The 21,826-nt window shown below is 68.4% G+C and carries 9 protein-coding genes and 1 tRNA gene; 7 read left to right on the forward strand and 3 right to left on the reverse strand.

The features are described from left to right. Positions 1-248: 248 nt before the first annotated feature. Positions 249-1,178, forward strand: coding sequence for a ScbA/BarX family gamma-butyrolactone biosynthesis protein (locus VLJ82_RS21185; RefSeq protein WP_408665354.1), 930 nt, complete (start codon positions 249-251; stop codon positions 1,176-1,178). A 46-nt stretch (positions 1,179-1,224) separates the two neighbouring features. On the opposite strand, the gene VLJ82_RS21190 is transcribed toward VLJ82_RS21185, so the two are convergent. Next, positions 1,225-1,902: a ScbR family autoregulator-binding transcription factor gene (locus VLJ82_RS21190; RefSeq protein ID WP_408665363.1), complete on the reverse strand. Its 678-nt coding sequence runs from the start codon at positions 1,900-1,902 to the stop codon at positions 1,225-1,227. Between the two features lie 613 nt (positions 1,903-2,515). Here VLJ82_RS21190 and pglW point away from each other — a divergent pair. Genes pglW through VLJ82_RS21220 form a run of 6 tightly spaced genes read left to right on the forward strand, consistent with a single transcriptional unit; the run spans position 2,516 to position 20,087 of the window. Next, positions 2,516-6,700 carry a BREX system serine/threonine kinase PglW gene (gene pglW / locus VLJ82_RS21195; protein WP_408665355.1) on the forward strand — a complete coding sequence of 1,395 codons (4,185 nt, stop codon included), beginning with the start codon at positions 2,516-2,518 and terminating at the stop codon, positions 6,698-6,700. Next, positions 6,697-10,242 carry a BREX-2 system adenine-specific DNA-methyltransferase PglX gene (gene pglX / locus VLJ82_RS21200; protein ID WP_408665356.1) on the forward strand — a complete coding sequence of 1,182 codons (3,546 nt, stop codon included), beginning with the start codon at positions 6,697-6,699 and terminating at the stop codon, positions 10,240-10,242. The genes pglW and pglX overlap by 4 nt, the downstream gene beginning before the upstream one ends. Next, positions 10,239-13,961, forward strand: coding sequence for a phage resistance protein (locus VLJ82_RS21205; RefSeq protein ID WP_408665357.1), 3,723 nt, complete (start codon positions 10,239-10,241; stop codon positions 13,959-13,961). Before pglX ends, VLJ82_RS21205 begins: the two co-directional genes overlap by 4 nt. Then, the gene (gene pglZ / locus VLJ82_RS21210; protein ID WP_408665358.1) at positions 13,958-16,702 is read left to right on the forward strand and encodes a BREX-2 system phosphatase PglZ; all 2,745 of its coding nucleotides are present in this window, start codon (positions 13,958-13,960) and stop codon (positions 16,700-16,702) included. Before VLJ82_RS21205 ends, pglZ begins: the two co-directional genes overlap by 4 nt. Then, positions 16,699-17,985 carry a BREX system ATP-binding protein BrxD gene (gene brxD / locus VLJ82_RS21215; protein ID WP_408665359.1) on the forward strand — a complete coding sequence of 429 codons (1,287 nt, stop codon included), beginning with the start codon at positions 16,699-16,701 and terminating at the stop codon, positions 17,983-17,985. Before pglZ ends, brxD begins: the two co-directional genes overlap by 4 nt. After that, a complete protein-coding gene (locus tag VLJ82_RS21220; protein WP_408665360.1) occupies positions 17,985-20,087 on the forward strand; it encodes a DEAD/DEAH box helicase in 2,103 nt (700 codons plus the stop codon). The genes brxD and VLJ82_RS21220 overlap by 1 nt, the downstream gene beginning before the upstream one ends. On the opposite strand, the gene VLJ82_RS21225 is transcribed toward VLJ82_RS21220, so the two are convergent. Together VLJ82_RS21225 and VLJ82_RS21230 are read right to left on the reverse strand one after the other, a co-directional pair. Further along, complete coding sequence (locus VLJ82_RS21225; protein ID WP_408665361.1) at positions 20,084-21,469, reverse strand: hypothetical protein; 1,386 nt, start codon at positions 21,467-21,469, stop codon at positions 20,084-20,086. The two genes, VLJ82_RS21220 and VLJ82_RS21225, sit on opposite strands and share 4 nt — an antisense overlap. A 218-nt stretch (positions 21,470-21,687) precedes the next feature. Beyond that, positions 21,688-21,772: transfer RNA gene (locus VLJ82_RS21230), tRNA-Ser, on the reverse strand. Positions 21,773-21,826 lie beyond the last annotated feature (54 nt).

Consider the following 21,826-nt stretch of genomic DNA (forward strand, 5'->3'; position numbering starts at 1 on the left):
CACCCTCCCTCGCTGCCCCGGCGGCCGGTTCCGCGCCGCATGACTGCTCGAAACGTACCTGCCGGTACCGGCAGCCGGTAGCCGGCCGTACCGGCGTTTGCCCTGTTGGAACAGGCTAAGGCGGATCAGGCGCACCCTGCCGCGAGGCGTTACAGCATGATGTTTAGTAAAGGTAAAGTCTTACGTAGACAGCGTGCAGGCGGATACGGTCCCTGCCATTTCAGGCACTGCTGCGGGGGGAGGGTCTGTTGTCTACGTCCGATCCGGCAGCACCGGCGGGCCGCCCCCTGCACTGGGACCGCACCATCGACCGCGGGCTGGTGCACCGCGACGCGATCGCCGAGGTGCTGCTCACCGACCTGCTCCGGACCGGCGAGACCAGCTTCCTGGTCGCGGCCCAGTGGTCGAGGTCGCACCGGGTGTACCGGCCCGACGCCACCGGCCGGCACGATCCGATGCTGTTCCTGGAATCCATCCGGCAGAGCGGCCTGGCCGTCTCGCACCTGGCATTCGGCGTCGGCCCCGACCAGCAGTCGCTGATGCGCGACGTCAGCTTCACCCTCGACCCGCGCACCGAGCCGCGGGGACTGCTGCACTCGACCAACCTGGCCATCACGGTCGACTGCCGGGACCTGATCGTCCGGTCCGGCCGGCTGCGCGGCATGACGCTGGAGCTGACCTTCGCCGCCGACGACCTGCAGTTCGCCACCGGGTACGGGACCATCCGGTGGATCTCGGCGGGCAGCTACGCCGCGTTGCGGGCCCGCACCGGCCACCGGCTGGACTGGGACCAGTTGCGGTGGAGCAGCACCATCCCGCCGCGGGTGGCCTCGACCATCCGGGATGCCCCGGACGTGCTGCTGGCCGCCGAGCCCGGCCCGGGCCCGCGCCGGCGGCTGGTGGTGCCGCTGGAGCACCCGGTGTACTTCGACCACGCACTCGACCACGCACCCGGCATGCTGCTGATGGACGCCGCCTGGCAGGCGGTCTTCGAGCACCGGGGCGACCGCGCCCGGCTGGTCAGCTGCGCGCTGGACTGCCCTACCTTCACCGAGCTCGGCGTCGACACCGACATCCTGCTGCTGCCGGTGTCGGCCCAGACCACCGAGTTCGCCGTGCTGCAGGCCGGCCAGCGCACCGCGTTCGGCTACGTGCGGGTAGGACCGGCGCCGCCCTGACTCAGTCCTGGCGAGTTCAGTCTTGGCGGGTTCAGTCCTGGCGGGTTCAGTCCTGGCGGGACCGGTCGAGATCGGGCTCGGGCGGCGACTTGCGCACCGCGGCCCGAACCCGGCGCACCGCGCGCTGGGTGGCCGCCCAGTCCGGCTCGGAGGCGATCCCGACCAGGAAGATCTTCCAGAACTCGTCCAGCCGGGCCTCCAGGTCGGTCCGGTCGGTCAGGATCTCCGAGACGTGCTGGATGCCGAAGAAGCTGCCGACCAGCGACCGGGCGATCGGCCCGGGTTGCAGCCCGGGCCGCAGCTGGCCTTCTCGGCGGGCCCGTCCGAACAGCTCCTGCAGGATGCCGATCCAGCCGACGAACGGGGTTGGCATGGCCGCGTGCACCAGCTCCCGCTCGAAGGACAGCCGGATGCCGGCGGTGGTGAGCACGTCGTCACGGAACCGGCTGCCCACCTCGTAGGTCAGCGCCACCACCCCGGTGAGAGCGTCCGGCGAATGCTCGATGATCGCCGCCACCACCGCCGGCCACTGGGCGAACTGCTCCTCGACGATCGCCACCGCGAGCGCTTCCTTGCTGGCGAAATGGAAGTACACCGCGCCCTTGGTGACGCCGGCAGCCTCCACGATGTCGTTCATGCTGGCGCCCAGGAAGCCGGTCCGGGCGAACACCTCCGCGGCGGCGAGCAGCACGCGGCCACGAGTCAGGACCGCTCGCTGCTGCATCGCCACAGGCGCTTCCTCCTTGACCGTGCGAGTCCGAAAGTCTAACCGGCAGCCTTCCCCGCTGGGCTTCCACCACTTTGTCCAGATTCCCCCTGGACACGGCTCGAAAAAGACCGCGTGGTCGGTTTACTTTCCCTCGCTCCGGGTTTACTCTTTCCGCAGCGGCGCGCGGAGTCAGGTCAAACTCCTGCAGCGCCGCGCCAACTTTGCCATAGAGCGGTGGCGGTCAGCCGCCTCCGCTTTTGTGCGTGCCGCGGAGGATGGGCCTATGAGCGACACTTCGCCGCGTCAGCGACTGTTTGCCCTGCCATGCTCCTATTCCCCTGGCTCCAACGGCAAGGCTAAAGGAGGCATTGCTGACAATTGCCTCGTTCCTGGTTTAAACTAGCTGCGCCGAGGTGGGCGGGGTAGATGTCAACCGACGCTGTCCGGACGGCACCGATGGGCGCGCCGACCCGAGCACATGATGCTGTTGCGCGACCGCCAGACATGCTGCGGGAACCGTCCTAGGAGCGGTCCGCCGCCGCCGGGGGCTATGCCGAAAACATCGGGCTACGGCTGGCAAGATATGACGCGCGTGTGATCGATCTTGGCCGAAGGGAGGCAAGGCCACGTGCGTTCGAACAGTCCCCGCTGGCATGAGGTCTCACCGTCCCAGTTCGCCCACGAACGCGCCGGTCTTGATCTTATTCGCGAGCTCATCCCGGACCGCAAACCATTTCATGTCTGGACAAACTTCGAATTCCGTGACTCTCAAGGACGCTGGCACGAGGTCGACGCTCTCGTCCTCGGGGAGCGCCGTCTCCACCTTGTCGAGCTCAAGCACTATGCTGGCACGATCGGTGGCAACTCCTACCGATGGCAGCGTGGACGAGGCAGTGAGGACAACCCCCTCCTCAGTGCCCGGCGCAAGGCCCAGCGCCTCGCCGGCCTGATCCGTGACGCCCTGCGCGAACTGGACACGAGCGGCCAGCTGAAGGCGCCGTACGTCCAGGAGTCGGTATTCCTGCACCACGCCGACTCTCGCTGCATCCTGCCCGCGGGCGACCGCATCGATCTCTTCGGCCCGGACGGCAAGTCGGCGAGAACCAACCTGCCCGGCATCAGCGACCGGCTGCTCGAACCGCAAGCCGGCCCGCGAAATCCGCTGATCGAGAATGACGACCTGCTGGTCCAGGTGTTCGACAAGATCGGCTTCGCCGTACGCCGCGAACGCGAAATCGGGTCCTGGCGCCTCATCGGTCCCATCGCCGACGGCGAGGACTGGCAGGACTGGGCCGCCGAGCACAAGCACATGCACTCCAAGCGGGCCCGCGTCCGCTTCTTCGTCACGCCCGCCGGGGCCGCTGATGCTGAGCGCGCGACCGTTCGCACCCTCGTCAAGCGTGAGTACGACGTCACCGCACGGCTCAACCACGACGGTGTGGCCAAGCCGGAGGACTACATCGAGGACGAACTCGGCGTGGGCCTGGTGTACGCCCGCCTCGACGACGAGCGGCGCCTCGACCTTTGGCTCGCCGATCACGGCGACGAACTCGGCCTGGAGGACCGGCTGCGCCTCGTGCGCCAGATCGCCGAGACGATGAAGTACGTACACCAGCGGCACCTGGTCCACCGTGCGCTCTCACCGGCTGCCATCACGGTCAGCGGCACGACGAGCGAACCGACGGTCAAGATCGGCGACTGGCAGTTCGCCGGCGAGACCGTCCCCGACGAACAGCGCTCCCGAGGCACTGCCACCAAGCTCTTCGCCGCCGATGAACAGTCCGCCGCCGCCGCCAACGATCCTGCAGGGGCGTATCTCGCTCCCGAGGCGCGCTGGGTTCGGGACGTCGACCGCGTCCGCCTCGACGTCTTTGCCCTCGGAGCGGTCACCTATCTAGTTCTCTCCGGCATAGCGCCCGCGGCCGACGGTGGCGAGTTGCGCCAGCGCGTTCGCAACCAGAACGGGCTGGATCTCGCTGTCGACGTGCCCGAACTGGCGAGCGGGCTGCGACAGGTCGTGCTGAGCGCCACCAACCCGATGGTCAGCGACCGGCTCGCCGACGCCGACGCCTTCCTCGCGGGTCTCGACGCGGCCGCTGAGCAGGCTCCGAACACGAACGAGCCGGACGAAGACCCACTCGACGCGATGCCAGGCGCGACCGTCGGCAACCGGTACCGGATCAGGCGCCGTCTCGGCTCTGGTTCCACCGCCGTCGGCCTACTCGTCGAGGACGCGCAGAACGAGAACGAGCCGTACGTGCTCAAGGTCGGCCTCAACGACCGGGCCGGCCAGCGCCTCGCCGACGAAGCCCAGGTGCTCGCGCAGCTCGCTTCGACCCGATCGCCACGCATCGTCCGCATCGTCGGCGACGCACCTGTGACAGTGGGCAATCGGCAGGCTCTGATCCTCGAATCCGCCGGCGAGCAGACGCTTTCGGACGAGCTGCGCAGCCGCCGGCGGCTCTCGCTCGACCTGCTCGAGCGGTGGGGCACCGACCTGCTCGAAGCCTTGGTCACTCTTGACGCCGCCGGCATCTCGCACCGCGATATCAAGCCGTCGAACCTCGGCATCCGCGAGGACCGCAAGTACCGGACCAAGCACTTGGTGCTCTTCGACTTCTCGCTGAGCCGAGCCGGGGCCTCTGCCATCGAGGCCGGAACTCCGCCGTACCTCGACCCGTTCCTCGGCCCACCGCAGCGTCCGACCTTCGACTCGGCCGCCGAGCGGTACGCCGCCGCGGTGACGCTCTACCAGATGGCGACGGGCAGTCCCTCCGGCCCGGTCTTCGGCGACGGCGTCAGCGACCCGGCGGTGGTTGCCGCCGAGGCCGCACTGGACGCGACGGTCTTCGATCCGAGCATCGCCCCGGCGCTGGTCGCGTTCTTCGCCAAGGCGCTGCGCCGCAACGCCACGGAGCGGTTCGACACCGCGCACGAGATGTTGAACGCCTGGCGCGTCATCTTCCAGGCGGAAGCAACCGCCCGCGAGGTGGCTGTTCCTGCCGACCAGATCACCGCCGAAACCGAGCTGCGCGTCTCGGGGCTCTCACCCCGCGCGCTGTCGGCGCTGGAGCAGCTACGGGTCGCCACGGTCGGCGACCTCGCCACTGTCGATCCGGCTCGCCTGACACGTCTGTCCGGCGTTGCCGAGGCCACCCGCAAGGAGATCCGCGAACAGGCCAAAGCCTGGCGGCAGTCATTCGGCGGAACCGCCCGCCGAAGCGATACCGCGCCGGGCGACAGTCCGCTCGCCGATTCTGTCGCCACCGCGGAACGCCTCGTCGAGCTCTCCGGCGGCGACAAAGCACCCGCTCGGAGCGAGTTCGTTCGCATCATGCTCGGCCTGGAGGGCACTGCCGATCCGTTCGGCGTCGGTGACGAGATCGCGCGGGCGACCGGCAAGGGTGGACAGCCCCAGGTCTCGAACCTGATGGGCGAGTTGCAGAAGAGATGGTCGGAGCAGCGGGAGGCAACCGAGCTGCTCGACCGGGTAACGACCTTCGCCATCGAGGCCATCAACGACCTCGGCGGAGTGGCTGCGGTGCAGGACATCGTCGCCTACCTGCTACCTGCGGACGCCGACCTGGGGCAGATCCGCGTGACGACCGGCCTGCTGCGCTTCGCGATCGACCGCTCGGACGACGTGGCGGCCGGCGCAGACGAGCCGCCGCTGCTGGCGCGCCGCCGCCTTCGCAAGTCGGGCACCGTCCTGCTCGCCACCGACCCGGCGATCATCGAGGCGGGTACCGCACTCGGCCGCGCGACGGACTCGCTGCTCGACGAGGCCCGGCGCACCGGGCAGGCGCTGGTACCGGCGGACCGCGTCATCGAACGCCTCAGCGCCGCGTGGCCCGCCGACCGTACGCGCCCCATCGACCGGAAGCTCACCCGGCTTGCGGCCCGATTCAGCCAGTCAGCCGCCGTCTCAGCTCGCGGCGAACTGCATGACCGCGACCTTCCCGCGGCGACCGCACTCTCGCTGGCAATCACCGGTCTCACGCCGGGGCAGACGCTCAGCGTCGACGATGTCCTTGCCTACGTCCGTTCGCGCTTCCCTGATCTCAGTCCGCTGCCCAAGCGCCCCCAGCTCGACGCGTTGATCGCCGGGTCGGGCCTGAGCTTGTCGTGGGACGAGCAGCGCAACAAGTACGCGGTCCCTGCAGATCCCGCTTTCACGATGAGCCACGTCAACCGCACCCGGCTCACCCTCGGCGCCGGACGGGCGGGCCTGCAATCCGGTCGCGAGCAGAGCCCGGCACACCTCGCCCTGGTCTCCAGCGTGCAGACCCCGACGTTCCTCGTTCTGGGGGTACCCAAGCAGCGGCGCCTCAGCCAGGCGGTTTCTGTGCTGACGCAGCGGTATGACGCCGAGGTGCTGGACGTATCCCGGATCGTGATCAGCGCGATGCGCGAACGCGCGCAGAGCGTGGGTGTGCCGTGGGAAGCCATGGTCGCAGCGGACGCCGCACCACAGGGCTCCCGAGAATGGCAGGGCATCACCGCCATCGCAGCCCAGGTTGCGCCGGCCATCGAGGAGCAACTCCGCGCCGCCACCAACCTCCCGAGCGAGCGGCCCCTGCTTCTCATCGATGCAGCCCCCCTGGCGAGGTACCGCCAGACCCAGATCCTCGCCCGTCTCGCCGACATCGCCACCGTCCGAGCCCGAGCGACGTGGCTGCTGCTTCCGCTCGGCAACTACACCGGACCGGTCCTCGACGGCGCGGACCTGCAGTTGAGTCACAGCGGTCAGCTCCTCACGCTCGACGAACCGTGGTTCACGCATGGCGCAGTTCCGGAAGGCGACGCCGCATGACGATCAGCAACGACCTGACCACGCAGCTTCGTACCGAAGTGCTCTGGCTCGAAAACGACCTGCGTGCGCGCCTTGAAGCACTGCCCGAGAGAAAGACAGCATGGGAGGACGAGCACAACCGCGCCGTCTCGCGCGGACGTACCGCCGCGGCGTGGGAGTCGTGGCGCGACGAGCGGATCACGCAGGTGGCCGTCGCGTGGGTGCTGGCGACGGTCTTCGTGCGGTTCTGTGAGGACAACGATCTCGTTCACGGGTTGTGGCTGGCCGGAACGGGCACCCGGCTTCAGCAGGCCGTCGAGTCGCAGAACGCGTTCCTGCTTGAGAAGGCCCGCACCCGCGACGTGACCGACACCGACTGGATCCTCGATGCGGTCGAGCACCTCGCGGGCCTCCGGGCGACCGCGAGCCTGGTCGCCAGGGAGAACCCGCTCCGGCTGCTACCGATCTCCGGCGACGCAGCGGAGCGGCTGATCGCGTTCTGGCGCGCCCGCGACGACGAGGGCAACCTGCTGCGGAACTTCACCGACCCCGAGTGGGACAGCCGGTTCCTCGGCGACCTGTATCAGGACCTCTCCGAGTCGGCCCGCAAGAAGTTCGCGCTGCTGCAGACGCCGGTCTTCGTCGAGGAGTTCATCCTCGACCGTACCCTGGAGCCTGCCCTCGCCGAACGGCCCCTGGAGGGGTTCAAAGCCATCGACCCCGCGTGCGGTTCCGGGCACTTCCTGCTCGGCATCTTCGCCCGCCTGCTCGACCGCTGGCACCGGGCCGCGCCCGGCATGGACGAGCGCGCCCGCGTGCAGAAGGCCCTCGACTCGGTCTACGGCGTCGACCTCAACCCCTTTGCCGTGGCAATTGCACGCTTCCGGCTCACCCTTGCCGCTCTGAAGGCGAGTGGCGAGACGAGCCTGGAGAACGCCCCCGCGTTCAAATACCACCTCGCGGTGGGTGACTCGCTGCTCTTCGGTTACGGACAGGCCGAGCTGCAGGGTGTGCACGACTACCACGACTTCGCATACACCACCGAGGACCGCGATCTGCTGGAATCGATTCTGGCGGACGGCCAGTACGACGCCGTCGTGGCCAACCCGCCGTACATCACGGTCAAGGACTCAGCGCTCAATGCGAAGTACCGGTGGCGCTACTCGAGCTGCAAGGGAACCTACGCCCTCTCGATTCCCTTCATGGAAAAGCTCTTTGCGTTGGCCAAGGCCGGCGAGCCCGCAGGCTGGGTGGGCCAGATCACGAGCAACTCATTCATGAAACGTGAGTTCGGCTCGAAACTCATCGAAGAGTTCTTCCCCGAAGTGGATCTCCTTTACGTGATCAACTCCGAGGGAGCGTGGATTCCAGGACACAATACCGACGGCACGCCCACCGCTATCTTGGTCGGAAGAAACCGACGGCCTGCTGCCTCGACGCTGCGAGCCGTACTAAGCAATGGGCGCCGAGAAACTCGCACCGTAGGTGATGACGGAGACGGGCCCTACTGGCAAGCACTCGTCGGCCATCTTGACGATCCTTCGTACACGGACGACTGGGTTTCGGTCACGGATCTCGATCGGGCGGTGCTTGCTCGCCACCCGTGGTCGCTCAGCGGCGGCGGGGCCGTGGAACTGAAGGCGGCGATCGAGGCCTCCGCGGCGAGACGCTTGTCCGCAGCGATCGAGGGCCAAGTGGGTTTTGCCAGCTTCCCCGGCGCTGACGATGCGTTCTTCGCCCCCGAACATGCGCTGCTCCGCGATGACGTCCCGGCCAGCCTGATCCGCGCGGTGCTGGCAGGAGATGTCGTGCGTGACTGGGAGGTGAGGCTCGACGAATTCGCACTTGTTCCTTACGACACGCACGCCGACCTGGTGCAGTTGGACATGGACAGCTGGGGGCGACGCCAGTGGCCGCAGCGCACCGTACTCGGAGGCGTTACGGGCTTCGGGGGCGAAACGCGCGCCGACGCTGGAACTCCGTGGTGGGGGTGGTATCGATGGGTCGCAAGTCGCTACCGCACGCCGTTGTCGATCACGTTCGCCGAAGTCGCAACCCACAACCACTTCGTCCTCGACTACGGCAAGAAGGTGTTCAAGCAGACGGCCCCGGTCATCAAACTTCCCCCCGGTGCTACGCAAGAGCAGCACCACAGCTTGCTGACTGCCCTGAACTCATCGGTGGTCTGTTTCTGGCTCAAGGAAAAGTGCCAGCCCAAGGGCGGCGCGGCAGGCACTTTCTGGGCGCGGACGTATCAGTTCAACGGCAGCAATGTCGAAGACATCCCGCTGCCCGCACAACCAGATGCGTTCTGGGGCCAGCGGATGACCGCGCTGATCGAGTGTGCCAATGCCTCGTCACCGGAGCAGGCGGTATCGAACGGGCTGCTCAGCCGCCCCGAGCTCGACGAGCGACGCAGCGTCTACGAAGAGCGCCGTCGCATCGCGATCAGCTGCCAGGAGGACCTGGACTGGGCGATGTACAGAGCCTACGGACTCATCGACGAGGATCTCACCTGGGAACCCAACCTCGACATGGCGATCAGCCTCGGGCAGCGCGCTTTCGAGATAGTGCTGGCCCGCAAGATCGCGGCCGGCGAGGCAGAGACAGCCTGGTTCGACGGGCACAACTCTACGCCAATCACGGAGCTCCCGGCCGAATGGCCCGCCGAGTACCGCAAGCTCGTGGAGCGGCGCATCGAACTGATCGAGACGAACCCGTTCATCGGGCTGCTGGAGCGGCCCGAATACAAGCGGCGCTGGATGAGCGAGTCGTGGGAGGTGCGCGAGAAGCGTGCGCTCGCCGGCTGGCTCCTGGACCGGCTCGAAGGCAGAAAGTTCTGGTTCGACCCGCAGGGCCGCCCGGTCACGCGGTCGGTCCAGCAGCTCGCGGACGAACTCGGGCGCGACACGGAGTTCACCGACGTCCTCGATGTGTGGGCGGGTCGCCCTGGCATCCCGGTCGTCACCAGCCTCGCCACGCTCACGGCGGACGAGTCGGTGCCCTTCCTCGCTGCGTACCGCTACAAGGATTCCGGCCTGCGCACGCGCGCGGCGTGGGAGCGGACTTGGGAGCTGCAGCGTCAAGAAGATGCCGGGATGACGCTGCGCACCCCGATCCCGGTTCCACCGAAGTACACGAGCGCCGACTTCGTGAAGCCTTCGTACTGGACGCAGCGCGGCAAGCTCGATGTACCCAAGGAGCGCTTCATCCTGTACCCGAACGCCGGCCGCGAGACGGATCCGACACTGGTGCTCGGGTGGGCTGGGTGGGACCACGCCCAGCAGTCACTCGCCCTGGCTACGTTGCTCCAGCAGCGCTCCGACGAGGGTGCCTCTGACGAGCGACTCGTTCCGCTCGTCGCGGGGCTGGCCGAACTGCTCCCGTGGGTCAAGCAGTGGCACCATGACCTCGACCCGATGTACGGCGACAGTCCGGCCGCTTTCTTCACCGAGCAGTTGGCCCAATGGTCGTTCCGAGTGGGGGCGACGGCGGCCGATCTCTCGGCGTGGCAGCCCAAGGCCCCGACTCGTGGTCGGCGAGGCAGGAAGGCGACCTCATGACGAACCTGTTGCGGAACCTCATCGACATCCCCGAGCGCGCCGGGGCGAACGACTACGTCCTCAAACTCGCCGACGGGGTCGCGCCGGGCACGATCGAAGCGACGATCGATCAGTACGTCCTCACTGACGACCTCGTCAGTGCCTTCGACCAGGCACTTCACCAGGTTTCCGCGGCGCTCGTCGACGGCAAGAGCCGTGGCGCGTTCCTGGAAGGGTCGTTCGGCTCCGGCAAATCGCATTTCATGGCCGTGCTCTACGCGCTGCTCGGGCACGTCCCCGCCGCGCGTGCGAAGCCGGAACTCGCCGAGGTGATCGCCCGCTACGACGACAAGATCAGTGGCAAGAAGATCCTGCGCCTCGCCTACCACTTCCTCGGCGCGCGGACGATGGAAGAAGTGCTCCTCGGCGGCTACGTGCAGCAGATCCGCGAGCTGCATCCCGACTGCGTGCTTCCGGCGGTGCACCGCAGCGACGCGCTGTTCGACGATGCCGATCGCCTTCGCTCCACGATGGGCGACGAGGCCTTCTTCGCCAGGCTGAACGAAGGAGGGGCCCGGAGTTCCGACGTCTGGGCCGCCGTCCTGGGAGGAAGCTGGGATCCGGCCAGCTACGACAGCGCCCGCTCGGCCACCGTCGCCGAGAACAGCCGGACGCGACTGGTCAGTGACCTCGTCCGGGTCTACTTCAGCGCCTTCACCCGCTCCGAGGACTACGTCTCCCTCGAAGAGGGCCTCGCGGTCGTCACCGCCCACGCCAGGTCACTCGGTTACGACGCGGTCGTCCAGTTCCTGGACGAGCTGGTGCTGTGGCTGGCCTTCGCTGTGCGCGACAACGAGTTCTTCGCGCGTGAGTCGCAGAAACTGACGAAGCTCGTCGAGTTCGGCGGTGAGGCTCGTGCGCTTCCGCTCGTCTCCTTCGTCGCCCGGCAGATGGACCTGCGGCGCTACTTCGCCGAGCAGGGTGGTGCCGGTGCCCAGCTCGAAGCCGTCGACAGCGCGCTGCAGCACCAGAACGAGCGGTTCGCACACATCGTGCTCGGTGACGACAACCTGCAGTTCGTGGCCGAAAAGCGCCTGCTGAAGCCCCGCGACGCTTCCTCGAAGGCCGTCATCGACGTGGCCTTCGAGGCGCTCGACCGGCGACCGGCGGTGTGGGACGTGCTCCTCGACGGCATCAGCGTCGACGGCACGCACCGCGGCTCGGACAAGGAGGGGTTCCGCCGCACCTACCCGTTCTCGCCGGCGCTGGTCTCGACGCTGCGCGCGCTGGCCTCGGCGATGCAGCGCGACCGCACCGCCCTGAAGGTGATGCAGAAGCTGCTCGTCGACGGCCGGGAGTCGCTCACCGTCGACTCCGTGATCCCGGTCGGCGACGTCTACGCCCAGGTGGTCGACGGCCAGAATGCGGTCACTCCCGAGATGGGCGCGCGCATCTCGAATGCCAAGAAGCTCTACGACACCAAGCTGCGGCCGATTCTGCTGCGCCAGAACAACCTTCACGAGGACGACGTCGCGGGCCTGCCGGCCAATCACCCGTTCATCGCCGACGAGCGCCTCGCCAAGACGCTGGTGCTTTCGGCCGTGGCCACCAACGTGCCCGCCCTGCAGGACCTCACGGCCGGACGTCTCGCCGCACTCAACCACGGCTCGATCGTCGCCCCCATCCCCGGCCAAGAGGTCTCGGCCGTCCTGGCCAAGATCCGTCGGTGGCACGTCGACGTCCCCGAGATCCACATCGGTGAAGGCAACGACCCGGTCATCCGGCTGCAGATCTCCGAGGTCGCGTACGAAACGATCATCCAACGGGCGCGGATCGAGGACAACGTCGGACGGCGGCGCGACACCCTCAAGCAGCTGGTGTACTCCGCGTTCGGCTTCGAAGACGTCTCCCCCGACGCGTTCGGAGTGCAGCGCCAGAGCCGGGTCTGGCGTGGGTCGAGGCGTGAGATCGAGGTGCTCTTCGGCAACGTCCGCGATCCGGCCTGGCTCACCGACCAGAGTTTCCGAGCCGGCCCGGACACCTGGCGCTTCGTCGTGGACTACCCGTTCGACGAGGACGGCCGCGGGCCGGTCGACGACCTGCGCCGTGTCGAGGCGCTGAGGTCGAGCGGGTTCAGTTCCACCACAGTGGCATGGTTGCCGCACTTCCTCACGCCGCAGCTGCAGAACGAGCTGGGCGAGCTGGTGATCCTGGACTGGGTACTGGCCTCGGACCAACGGTACGGCCAGTACGCCGATCACCTCGCCGAAGCCGACCGTCCACAGGCGAAGCTGCTGCTCACCAACCGGCAGAGCGCTCTGCACGATCGCCTGACCCGAGCCGTTCAAGAGGCCTATGGGGCAGCAGCGCGCACGCCTGGAACCATCGAGGTCGACCCGGCGCACACTGACGTCATCTTCAGCCTGGATGCCTCGTTCGCACCCGCGCCACCGGTGGGAACCGACCTCGCCGCGGCGTTCACGAACCTGCTCGATCAAGCGTTTATCGCGCTCTTTCCCGCGCACCCGGACTTCCAGCCGTCGAATGAGCCGGTCCGCCCGACGGAGATCGCCACGGTGCTCGACGCCCTGGAGCAGGCACACCAGGACCCGAGCGGCCGGGTGCCGGTGGAGCCGGGCAAGCGCGATGTCGTGCGCCGGGTCGTGGACCCGCTCAAGATCGCCAATATGGGCCAGACGCACCTGAGCTTCGACGCCGCGCGGTTCTGGTGGGCAGGCCGATTCTCCATCGCAATGGGAGTCGCCGGCCTGGCCGCCGACGAACCGGTGACCGTCGACCAGTTGCGTGGCTGGATCACGGCCGAGCAGCCGGCGTGGGGATTGCGTCCGGAGATCGCCGACCTGGTGATCCGCGCGTGGGCGGTCCTGCAGGACCGGGCGTGGTATCGCCACGGGACGAACCTGCCCGCACCGGTACCGGGCACGCCGCAGTTCGCCGGGGACATCGAACTGCGCCCCGAGCCGTTGCCCGCCACCGCCGACTGGACCGCGGCGGTTACCCGGGCCGGCGCGGTCTTCGGGTGGACCGGGAACAGCAACCTCACCGCCTCGGCTGTCGGCGAGCTGTTCGAGTCCGTCTCGAAGACAGCATCAGAACTCGCGGCTGCGGCCAGCGACCTCGAGACGCAGCTGACGAGCGCCGCCGCCTCTCTCGCTGTGCCACCGGGAAGTGGTGCCCGCTTCGCCACCGCGGCTGCGGCGAAGCGGTTCGTCGACACGTTGCGCGCGACGCGGGACAAGGTCGCTTTCATCGAGCGGATCGCGCGGACCTCGTTCCCGTCACCGGACCAGGCGGTCGCCCGCTCGCTGAGATCAGCGAACGAGGTTGCCGAGGCGCTTCGGGGGTTCACCTGGAATCGACTCAGGCCGCTGCTCGCCGCCGAGCATGGGGTTGACCCGCGCAGCGTGCAGGCCAAGGCGATCCTCGACCGGGTGCGTGCGGCATTCGGCCACGACGAACTGACCGAGGCGCTCGCTCCCGCCCTGACGCGCGCGGGGAACGAAGCCTGGGACTTCGTCACCGCCGCTGCTGCACCCGCTCCGACCCCGCCCGGAACGAGTACTCCAGCACCGCCGACGCCCGCTGCGCCGACAACTGCGGCACAGGGAAGCCGGACGATCCGCTCCGCCACGGAGTTGCAGGCCGCACTCGATGAACTCACCGCCTTCGGGGCAGCGAACAGCAACCGCACCATCACCGTCGAGTGGCGGGCGGAGTGACGACTCCGGTCTCGGCGGCAGTGATCCGCGATCTCCTGAACCGGGACGGTGCCGCCGCACCCACGGACGGGGGCGTACTCGGGATTCGAGCCCGGCCGGAATGGTCGGGAGCGCCGATCACCTTCGCGGGAAAGCCTGTCACCGTCGTCGCGTGCGCTTCGTCGCTTGCCGTGCGAGAGGTCCTGCTGTCACGCTCCCCCGGTGAATGGCTCGTCGTCCTCACCGACCGCGACGACGACGACCTCGGCACGGGCATCACCGCCCATTTCGTGGGACGGCGGTTGCGCAGCCCGGACCCGTGGGAAGCCGTCAAGCACGGCTTCGAGGCAACCGCGATCGACAGTGCACTCGCCCGTGCCGAGAACCGCACAGAGCTGGCGAACGCGCTCTTGAACGCCACCCCGAGCAGCGGATGGCCGGCCGCCCGCAGCGGGACGCTCACCTACGACCACGCCATGCGATCCGTCGCCGCCGCGCACCTCGGCCTGGAGGCCACGTCGATCGACCTCGAGCGAGTCCTGGAGTGGACGACATCGGCGAGCCTGGCACGGTCGTTGGCCAATCTCACCTCCCTCGCCGGACAACAGCTTGCCGGATCGGTCGTCCGCTGGATCGCGGGCCAGGCCGGTGACCTGGCCGGCGTACTCGGCGCTCTGGTGCTGGCCGGTCGCGCCGAGGACGTCCTGCCACTCGGGTTGGTCGCGCGGGCCGTGAGTGCCACGGTGAGCGACTCGGGTCCGCAAGCGCTCTTCCGACGGAGTGCATCGCTTTCCGCGGACAGGGGACCGGTAGCGCTGGGCGCGTGGGCGGATGCCGCCGAATCGGTCGTGAAGCGCTGGCTCGCCCAGGGCAACCCCGCGCCCGAGACGCTGGTCCGGGTGCTGAACCGTGTCGACCGGCTGCTCGCCGACGTCGAGGCAGCGGACTACGCCGGTTCCTCCGACGTCATGCGCAGTGGGCTGACCCAACGACTCGCATCACTGGGTGACGCCCTGGCGCAGGCCGGATCACGTGCCGCCGGGCGGGTTGCGGCCGGCGCGCTCGGGGAAGCGCTCGTCCAGTCCGACGAGCGGAAAGCGGTCGAGGCAGCCTGGGAGCGCGTCACCGCTCATGCCCTCGCTCGGCGTGACGGCGAAGTGCGGGTCGTCCGGTCGCAGGCGGCGGTGCAGCTCGTGCGGTGGCTGGCGTTGGCATCGGCCGAACCGGCGGACCTCGGCTCGGCGATCGAGCAGTACTGGACCACCACGAGCTGGGTCGACCGCGCCGCGGCTGACGCATGGAACGGCGTCGACGACGAAGAGCTGGCCCGGGGCCTTCGCGGAGTGCTGGAAGCGGTGCGTGCACGGCGCGCCGCCTTCGACGGCCGGTTCGCCCAACTGCTGGCGGCACATGAGCGGATCGGTGCTGCCGCACCGGCCGGAGCGGTCAACGCAGAGGACCTGCTCCGCAGGTACGTCCTGCCGATTGCCGCACAGCTTCCCGTGCTGTTCGTCCTCGCTGACGGGATGAACTGCGCCGTCGCCAGCGAAGTCATGGACGACATCGGCCGCCAGCTCGACGCGTGGGTCGAATGTGTCCCCGCAGGCCGGACGACACGGCTCGCAGCTATCGCCAGCTACCCGACGCTGACCCGGGTTGCGCGACCGAGCCTGTTCTGCGGGGAACTGGCGACCGGTGAGCAGGCCGTCGAACAGGCAGGCTTCGCCAAGCTGCTGCAGTCGGTCGGCTTGACCGGTGCGCTGTTCCACAAGCTGGGTCTGGACAGCAGCGAACCCGGCTTCTCCTCGGCGCACGACGTCCGCGCGGCGATCGACAACCCGAACACGGGCGTGGTTGCGTGCGTGCTCAACACCATCGACGACGCACTCGATCGTTCAGACCCGGGTGGCACCGAGTGGGGTGCCGAGTCGGTGAAGCACCTGCGGCCGCTGCTCGAGCGCGCCTACCGGGCCGGACGGGTCGTCGTGCTGGCATCGGACCACGGCCACATCGTCGAGCGCCGGGCCGGCCGCATGCTGACCGTCGAAGCGGCGTCGAGCAACCGATCGCACGCCTACACCGGCACCGTGCAACCCGGCGAAATCCGCCTCACCGGCCGTCGCGTGCTTGAACACAACGGCGATGCCGTTCTCGCGGTGGAGGACGGGCTGCGCTACGGGCCCCTCAAAGCCGGCTACCACGGCGGGGCCGCACCGGCCGAGGTCGTCATCCCGGTCACCCTGCTGACCACCGGCGCAGTACCGGCAGGATGGGATCTGGCGCTGCCGCAGGCTCCTGCATGGTGGCGCGGGTCTATCGCGTCTGCCGCTCCGGTGCGGCCCGTCGCCGCCGCGCGGCCGGTGGTGATGCCGAGCAAGCCATCGGACCCGCCGACCCTGTTCGACACCGAGCCCGAAACGGCGGCACCGCAGCCGCCGGCTTCGTCCGATCCGATCACGCAGCTGTTGTCGTCGCCCGTCTATGCCGAGCAGCGAAATCGCGCCCGTGGCCAGGCCATGCCCGACGAGAAGGTCGCCCGTCTCGTGCGAGCGCTCCTGACCACCCCTGGCAACCGGATCGACGCCGAATCGGCGGCTGCCGCGCTACAGGTTCCGGTCATCCAGCTCGCCGGTGCCCTGCCGCGCGTGCAGCGGCTCCTCAACGTCGAGCAGTACCCGGTGCTCGACCGGGACGGAACGTCGGTTGTCCTGGACGTCACCCTCCTACGCGAGCAGTTCAGCGTCTTCGGAGAGCTGACATGACGAGCCCGGTCAGCGCCCGGCGGCGTCGCGAGATCATAGATGCCCTGCGCCGCGGGACCGTTCCGCAGAACGGCCTCGATCAGTTCGCGGTCGGCCTCGAGCGCTTCGCCGATGCGCTGGCGGCAGAACTTGACCTGCTCCCTGCGGGAGGCGCGGTCTTCAAGGCCGTCCGTGGCGAGTACGGCTCCGGCAAGACCTTCTTCGCCCGGTGGCTCGGTGAACAGGCCAAGGGCCGGGGCATGGCCGTGGCAGAGGTTCAGATCAGCGAGACGGAGACACCGCTGCACAGGCTGGAGACCGTATACCGCCGGGTGTGTGAGTCGCTGCAGACCGCGGAGTTTCCTCCCTCGGCGTTCCGGCCGGTGCTCGACGCATGGTTGTTCGGCCTGGAGGATCCCACCTCGAGCGGAGCTGTCGACGAGATGCTCGAACGTCGACTCTCGTCGGTATCGCGCACGACCCCGGCCTTCGCCACTGCGCTGCGTGCCTACCGGCTGGCATTCCTCGCCGAAAACGTCGCCGATGCGGAGGGGCTCGCCGCGTGGCTCGCGGGACAGCCACACGTCGCGGCGTCGGTCCGTCGCGCTGCCGGTGTCCGCGGCGAACTCGACCACTTCGGTGCCTTCGGCTTCCTGCAGGGACTGCTCACGGTACTTCGCGACGCCGGGCATCCTGGCCTGCTTCTCGTGCTCGATGAAGTGGAAACGCTGCAACGCGTCCGGGGTGACGTGCGCGAGAAGGCACTCAACGCGCTGCGCCAACTGATCGATGAGGTCGATGGCGGGCGTTTTCCCGGATTGTACTTGCTGATCACCGGCACCCCGGCGTTCTTCGATGGCATCCAAGGTGTGCAACGGCTCGCACCGCTGGCCGGCCGACTGGCCACCGACTTCACCACCGACGCCCGGTTCGACAACCCTCGGGCGGTCCAGATCAGGCTGCCGGGATTCACGTCCGCATCGCTCGTCGAGGTCGGACGCAAGGTGCGGGACCTCTATGCCGCAGGTTCGGATGCCGCACCCCGGATCACGACTGTCGTGGACGATGGGTATATCGGCAGCCTTGCCTCTGCGGTGTCCGGAGAACTCGGTGGCCGGGTCGGCGTCGCACCTCGGCTGTTCCTGAAGAAGCTGGTCGGCGATGTCCTCGACCGGGTGGACCAGTTCCCCGACTTCGACCCCCGCCGCGACTACGCGCTGACCGTCAACGCGTCCGAGCTGAATGCCGTCGAGACGAATGCGCGCGCCCGCACGAATCCGGACGACATCGCGCTGGACCTCTGATGACCGGGCGCGGCGAGGATCTGCTCCACCCGGTCCTGCTCCACCACATCGTCAACACGCTCGGGTGGCCGTCGCTGCGTCCGTTCCAGGCAGAGGCCGTCGAGCCGGTGCTCAGCGGCGCGGACGTACTGATGGTGGCGCCGACGGCGGGCGGCAAGACCGAGGCAGCCTCGTTTCCATTGCTGTCGGCCATGGTCACCCGCGACTGGCGCGGGCTGTCAGTGCTGTACGTGTGTCCGCTGCGGGCGCTGCTCAACAATCTGCAGCCCCGCCTGTCCGGATACGCCTCGTGGCTCGGGCGCCGTGCGGAGCTGTGGCACGGCGACACCGGAGACACCGCTCGACGCCGGATCCTGTCGGACCCGCCTGACCTGTTGCTGACCACTCCCGAGTCACTCGAAGCGATGCTCGTATCGACTCGCGTCATACCCCAGGAGTTGTTCGGAAATCTGCAGGCGATCGTCGTCGACGAACTCCATGCCTTCGCTGGAGACGATCGCGGCTGGCACCTGCTGGCAGTGCTGGAGCGGTTGCAGCGGTTGGCTCGTCGTCCCATCCAGCGGGTGGGGCTCTCGGCGACGGTCGGCAATCCGGCGGAGTTGCTCTCCTGGCTGCAAGGGAGTGGACGAGACACTCGACCCGCCGCCGTCGTACACGCCCGATCCGCTCAATCCCCCCATACTGGCGTGGACGTCGGACTTGACTACGTCGGGTCGACGGAGAACGCGGCGACCGTGATCGCCGGTCTGCACAGGGGTGAGAAGCGTCTGGCGTTCTGCGAGAGCCGGCGCCAGGTGGAGGAGCTCGCTATCGCCCTTCGTGCGCGCTCCGTCGAGACCTACGTGTCGCACTCCTCGCTGTCCGTCGACGAGCGGCGGCGGGCTGAGGAGGCGTTCGCCCAGTCGCGGGACTGCGTGATCGTCTCCACTTCTACGCTCGAACTCGGCATCGACGTCGGCGATCTCGACCGGGTGATCCAGATCGACGCGCCGCGCACCGTCGCATCATTCCTGCAGCGGCTGGGCCGGACGGGTCGCCGCGCAGGCAGCACCCGTAACGCCCTGTTCCTGGCAACGCGGACGTCGGGCCTCGTCCACGCGGCAGGCCTGCTGCGGTTGTGGTTGTCAGGGTGGGTCGAACCGGTCACCCCTCCTCCATCACCCCGTCACCTGATCACGCAACAGGTTCTGGCGCTCTGCCTCCAGGAACACCAGGTCGGAACGAACCTCTGGCCCGAGTGGTGGAGCGGACTCGGGGCCTGGACCGACGAAGATGCACGCGCGGTAGTCCTGTGGCTGGTCGAGACCGGACACCTCGACGCGGACGATGGGATGCTCTTCGTCGGACCAGAGGCCGAGCGCCGCTACGGCCGGCGGCACTTTATGGAACTGGTTTCCGTCTTCACCTCCGACCCGGAACTCGTTGTCTTCGCCGGCAACGACGAGATCGGCAGGATCGATCCGATCGTGCTCCTGAAGAAGGAGGACGGGCCGCGCCACCTCTCCCTCGCCGGGCATGCTTGGCGGGTGACGCACATCGACTGGCGCCGTCACCGGTGTTGGGTCGAACGAGCCGACCAGGGCGCGCGGATGCGCTGGACCAGCAGCCCGCAGCCGATGTCCTTTGAGTTGTGCCGGGCACGACGCGATGTCCTGCTCGGCACTGATCCCGAGGTGTGGCGGTCGCAGCGCGCCGTGGCAGAGTTCGCCGCCATCCGTGCCGATTCCGCCGGCCGGGTCCGGCACGGTGCAACGGCCATCGACAGCGATCGGTGGTGGTGGACCTTCGCCGGCGCACGTGCCAACGCCACGCTCGCCGCCGCGCTTCCGGCCGTGATCGAGGACTCGGCCGGCTTCGACAACGACCGGGTGCGGATCAGGGAGGACTTGCCGGACACGGCACTCGACGCTGCAGTGGCTTCGTTGGATCCCGCTCGAGAGCCTGTCATCTCGGTGGACCAGAACGCCGTCCGGGAGCTGAAGTTCGCCGAGTCACTGCCGCCTGAGTTCGCGTCGTTGACCCTTGCGGAGCGGATCATCGATGTAGCCGGGATGCGCGCCGTGGTGGACCAGCCGCGCATCCGGCTCGGCGAGCCGCATTAGCTTTCTACGGCATCTGCGGGCTTGTCTGCCGCCAGCAGCGTGATCGAACCGTCGCGGTGCTGTAGGCCTTCGAGTTGGAGTGAGCCGCCCGGTCCGATAGCCGCGGGGAGCTCACGCACTGGCTCCGGGTGGGCGAGATCGGCGGAAAGTGTGGCGATCCGGCGAGTCATCGCAAGCGCTTGGTTCGCTGTCCCACCGCTCACCAGCCGGCCGAGCTTGAGGTCCACTGACGCGAGCTCCGCCGCGAACGCCCGCAGGTCGACCACCCCCGCGTCGAGCTCGTCCGCGTGCTGTTGCAGTCCTTCACGGAGCAGCGGGAAAGCATGGTCAGGGTCGTGCGCGACTGCTTCACCAACCGAGAGCAACGTGGCGCGAGTATGTAGCGCCAGACTGGTCCGGTAGAGGGCGATCTCGCGCCAGAACTCGCCGCTCTCGAGGTCGACGATGCCGGGGAACGCCTCGCTCAACTGGTCGAGGTTGACAGCACCGTCGAAGGCGGCCAGTCGGCTTCGCCACTCCTGCAGTTTGCGGCTCGACCGCTGCCACTCGCGACTGACCGTGTCGGCCGCGGAGTCGATGCCGAGGGCGGTCGGAACGAAACCTGCGTCGATCACACTGCGTGCGGCCAGATCCAACCGGCGAGCGGCCGCTTCAAGGCCGGCGATCTGCTGCCTGATCTGCTCATCGCGTGTTGCGGCTGCGAGCTCACGGATCGACTGCAACTGTCGGCGTTGCTCGGCAGCCACGGCCATCTCCAACCCGGCCGTGACCGCAGCGACCAGGAGGACGGGCGCCAGAGCAGGCGCCGCTGCGGCCGTGGCATCGGCACCTGCTGCCCCGCCACCGGCGGGAACGTAGCTGCCATGCCCGACGACCGTCTTTGCCGCAACCGTACGGACCGGTGAGCGGTACCCCCCGGATACCGAAGGCATGATCTCGTACATCCCACGGGCGATGCCGTGCAGCAACTCCGGGCTGGCTTCGAACCGAAAGAACAGGTCGGTGCTCAGGCTCGTCGCCGTCACCATGAGCCGGCCGGCGCGCGTTCGGACGATCTCCTGCACAGCCCGGGCGAGCGGAGCACCTGCGGGCAGCAGGTGGCCCGACGGGCCGGGGCTCGACGCCGGCCACGGGGTAAGCCACAGCCGTGACGGCTCGGTTGCGGCATCCGGCAGCAGCAGCAGCAGCTCCCAGATGTCAAAGGGACGGCCGCCACCTTCCTCCGGACTGAGCGCGATGGCGGTGTCGGTAGCCGCGAGCGGCGGTGTCGGTCGTACTGCGGGCCCGGCACCGGCAGCTGCCCAGCGGCCACGACCTGGTGCAGCGAGCGCCACCACAGCGACGGCCAACGCCACGCTGAGGATTACCACCGCAAATACCATGTGACCAGTTTGCCCGCGGCAGAGCGTTCATGCCGACAGGACTCCCCCCGAATGACGACCAGCTCGTCAACTTCAGCTTGACGGCGCGGGCTGCTCCTTATCGGAACGCCGACCGGGTACACAAGCGGCACCCACACCGGCACCAAGGCAGGCCCCACAAGAAGAGCCCCCGGACTCGCCAGGTCATGGAGCCCAGCAAATCCGGGGGTTCAAAAGGGCGGTGGCGGTGGGATTTGAACCCACGGAGGCTTTCACCTCACACGCTTTCGAGGCGTGCTCCTTCGGCCGCTCGGACACGCCACCGCCGACGACAATACCGTCACCGGCGCTCGGCGAAGAACCGGGTCAGCAACGCGC

It is taken from the genome of Jatrophihabitans sp. (assembly GCF_035474675.1).
Classification (GTDB): domain Bacteria; phylum Actinomycetota; class Actinomycetes; order Mycobacteriales; family Jatrophihabitantaceae; genus Jatrophihabitans_A.

Coding starts and splice junctions, on each gene's coding strand:
- VLJ82_RS21205 (WP_408665357.1), top strand. CDS start 10,239: ATGACGAACCTGTTGCGGAACCTCATCGACATCCCCGAGCGCGCCGGG.
- VLJ82_RS21190 (WP_408665363.1), bottom strand. CDS start 1,902: ATGCAGCAGCGAGCGGTCCTGACTCGTGGCCGCGTGCTGCTCGCCGCC.
- VLJ82_RS21220 (WP_408665360.1), top strand. CDS start 17,985: ATGACCGGGCGCGGCGAGGATCTGCTCCACCCGGTCCTGCTCCACCAC.
- pglX (WP_408665356.1), top strand. CDS start 6,697: ATGACGATCAGCAACGACCTGACCACGCAGCTTCGTACCGAAGTGCTC.
- VLJ82_RS21225 (WP_408665361.1), bottom strand. CDS start 21,469: ATGGTATTTGCGGTGGTAATCCTCAGCGTGGCGTTGGCCGTCGCTGTG.
- brxD (WP_408665359.1), top strand. CDS start 16,699: ATGACGAGCCCGGTCAGCGCCCGGCGGCGTCGCGAGATCATAGATGCC.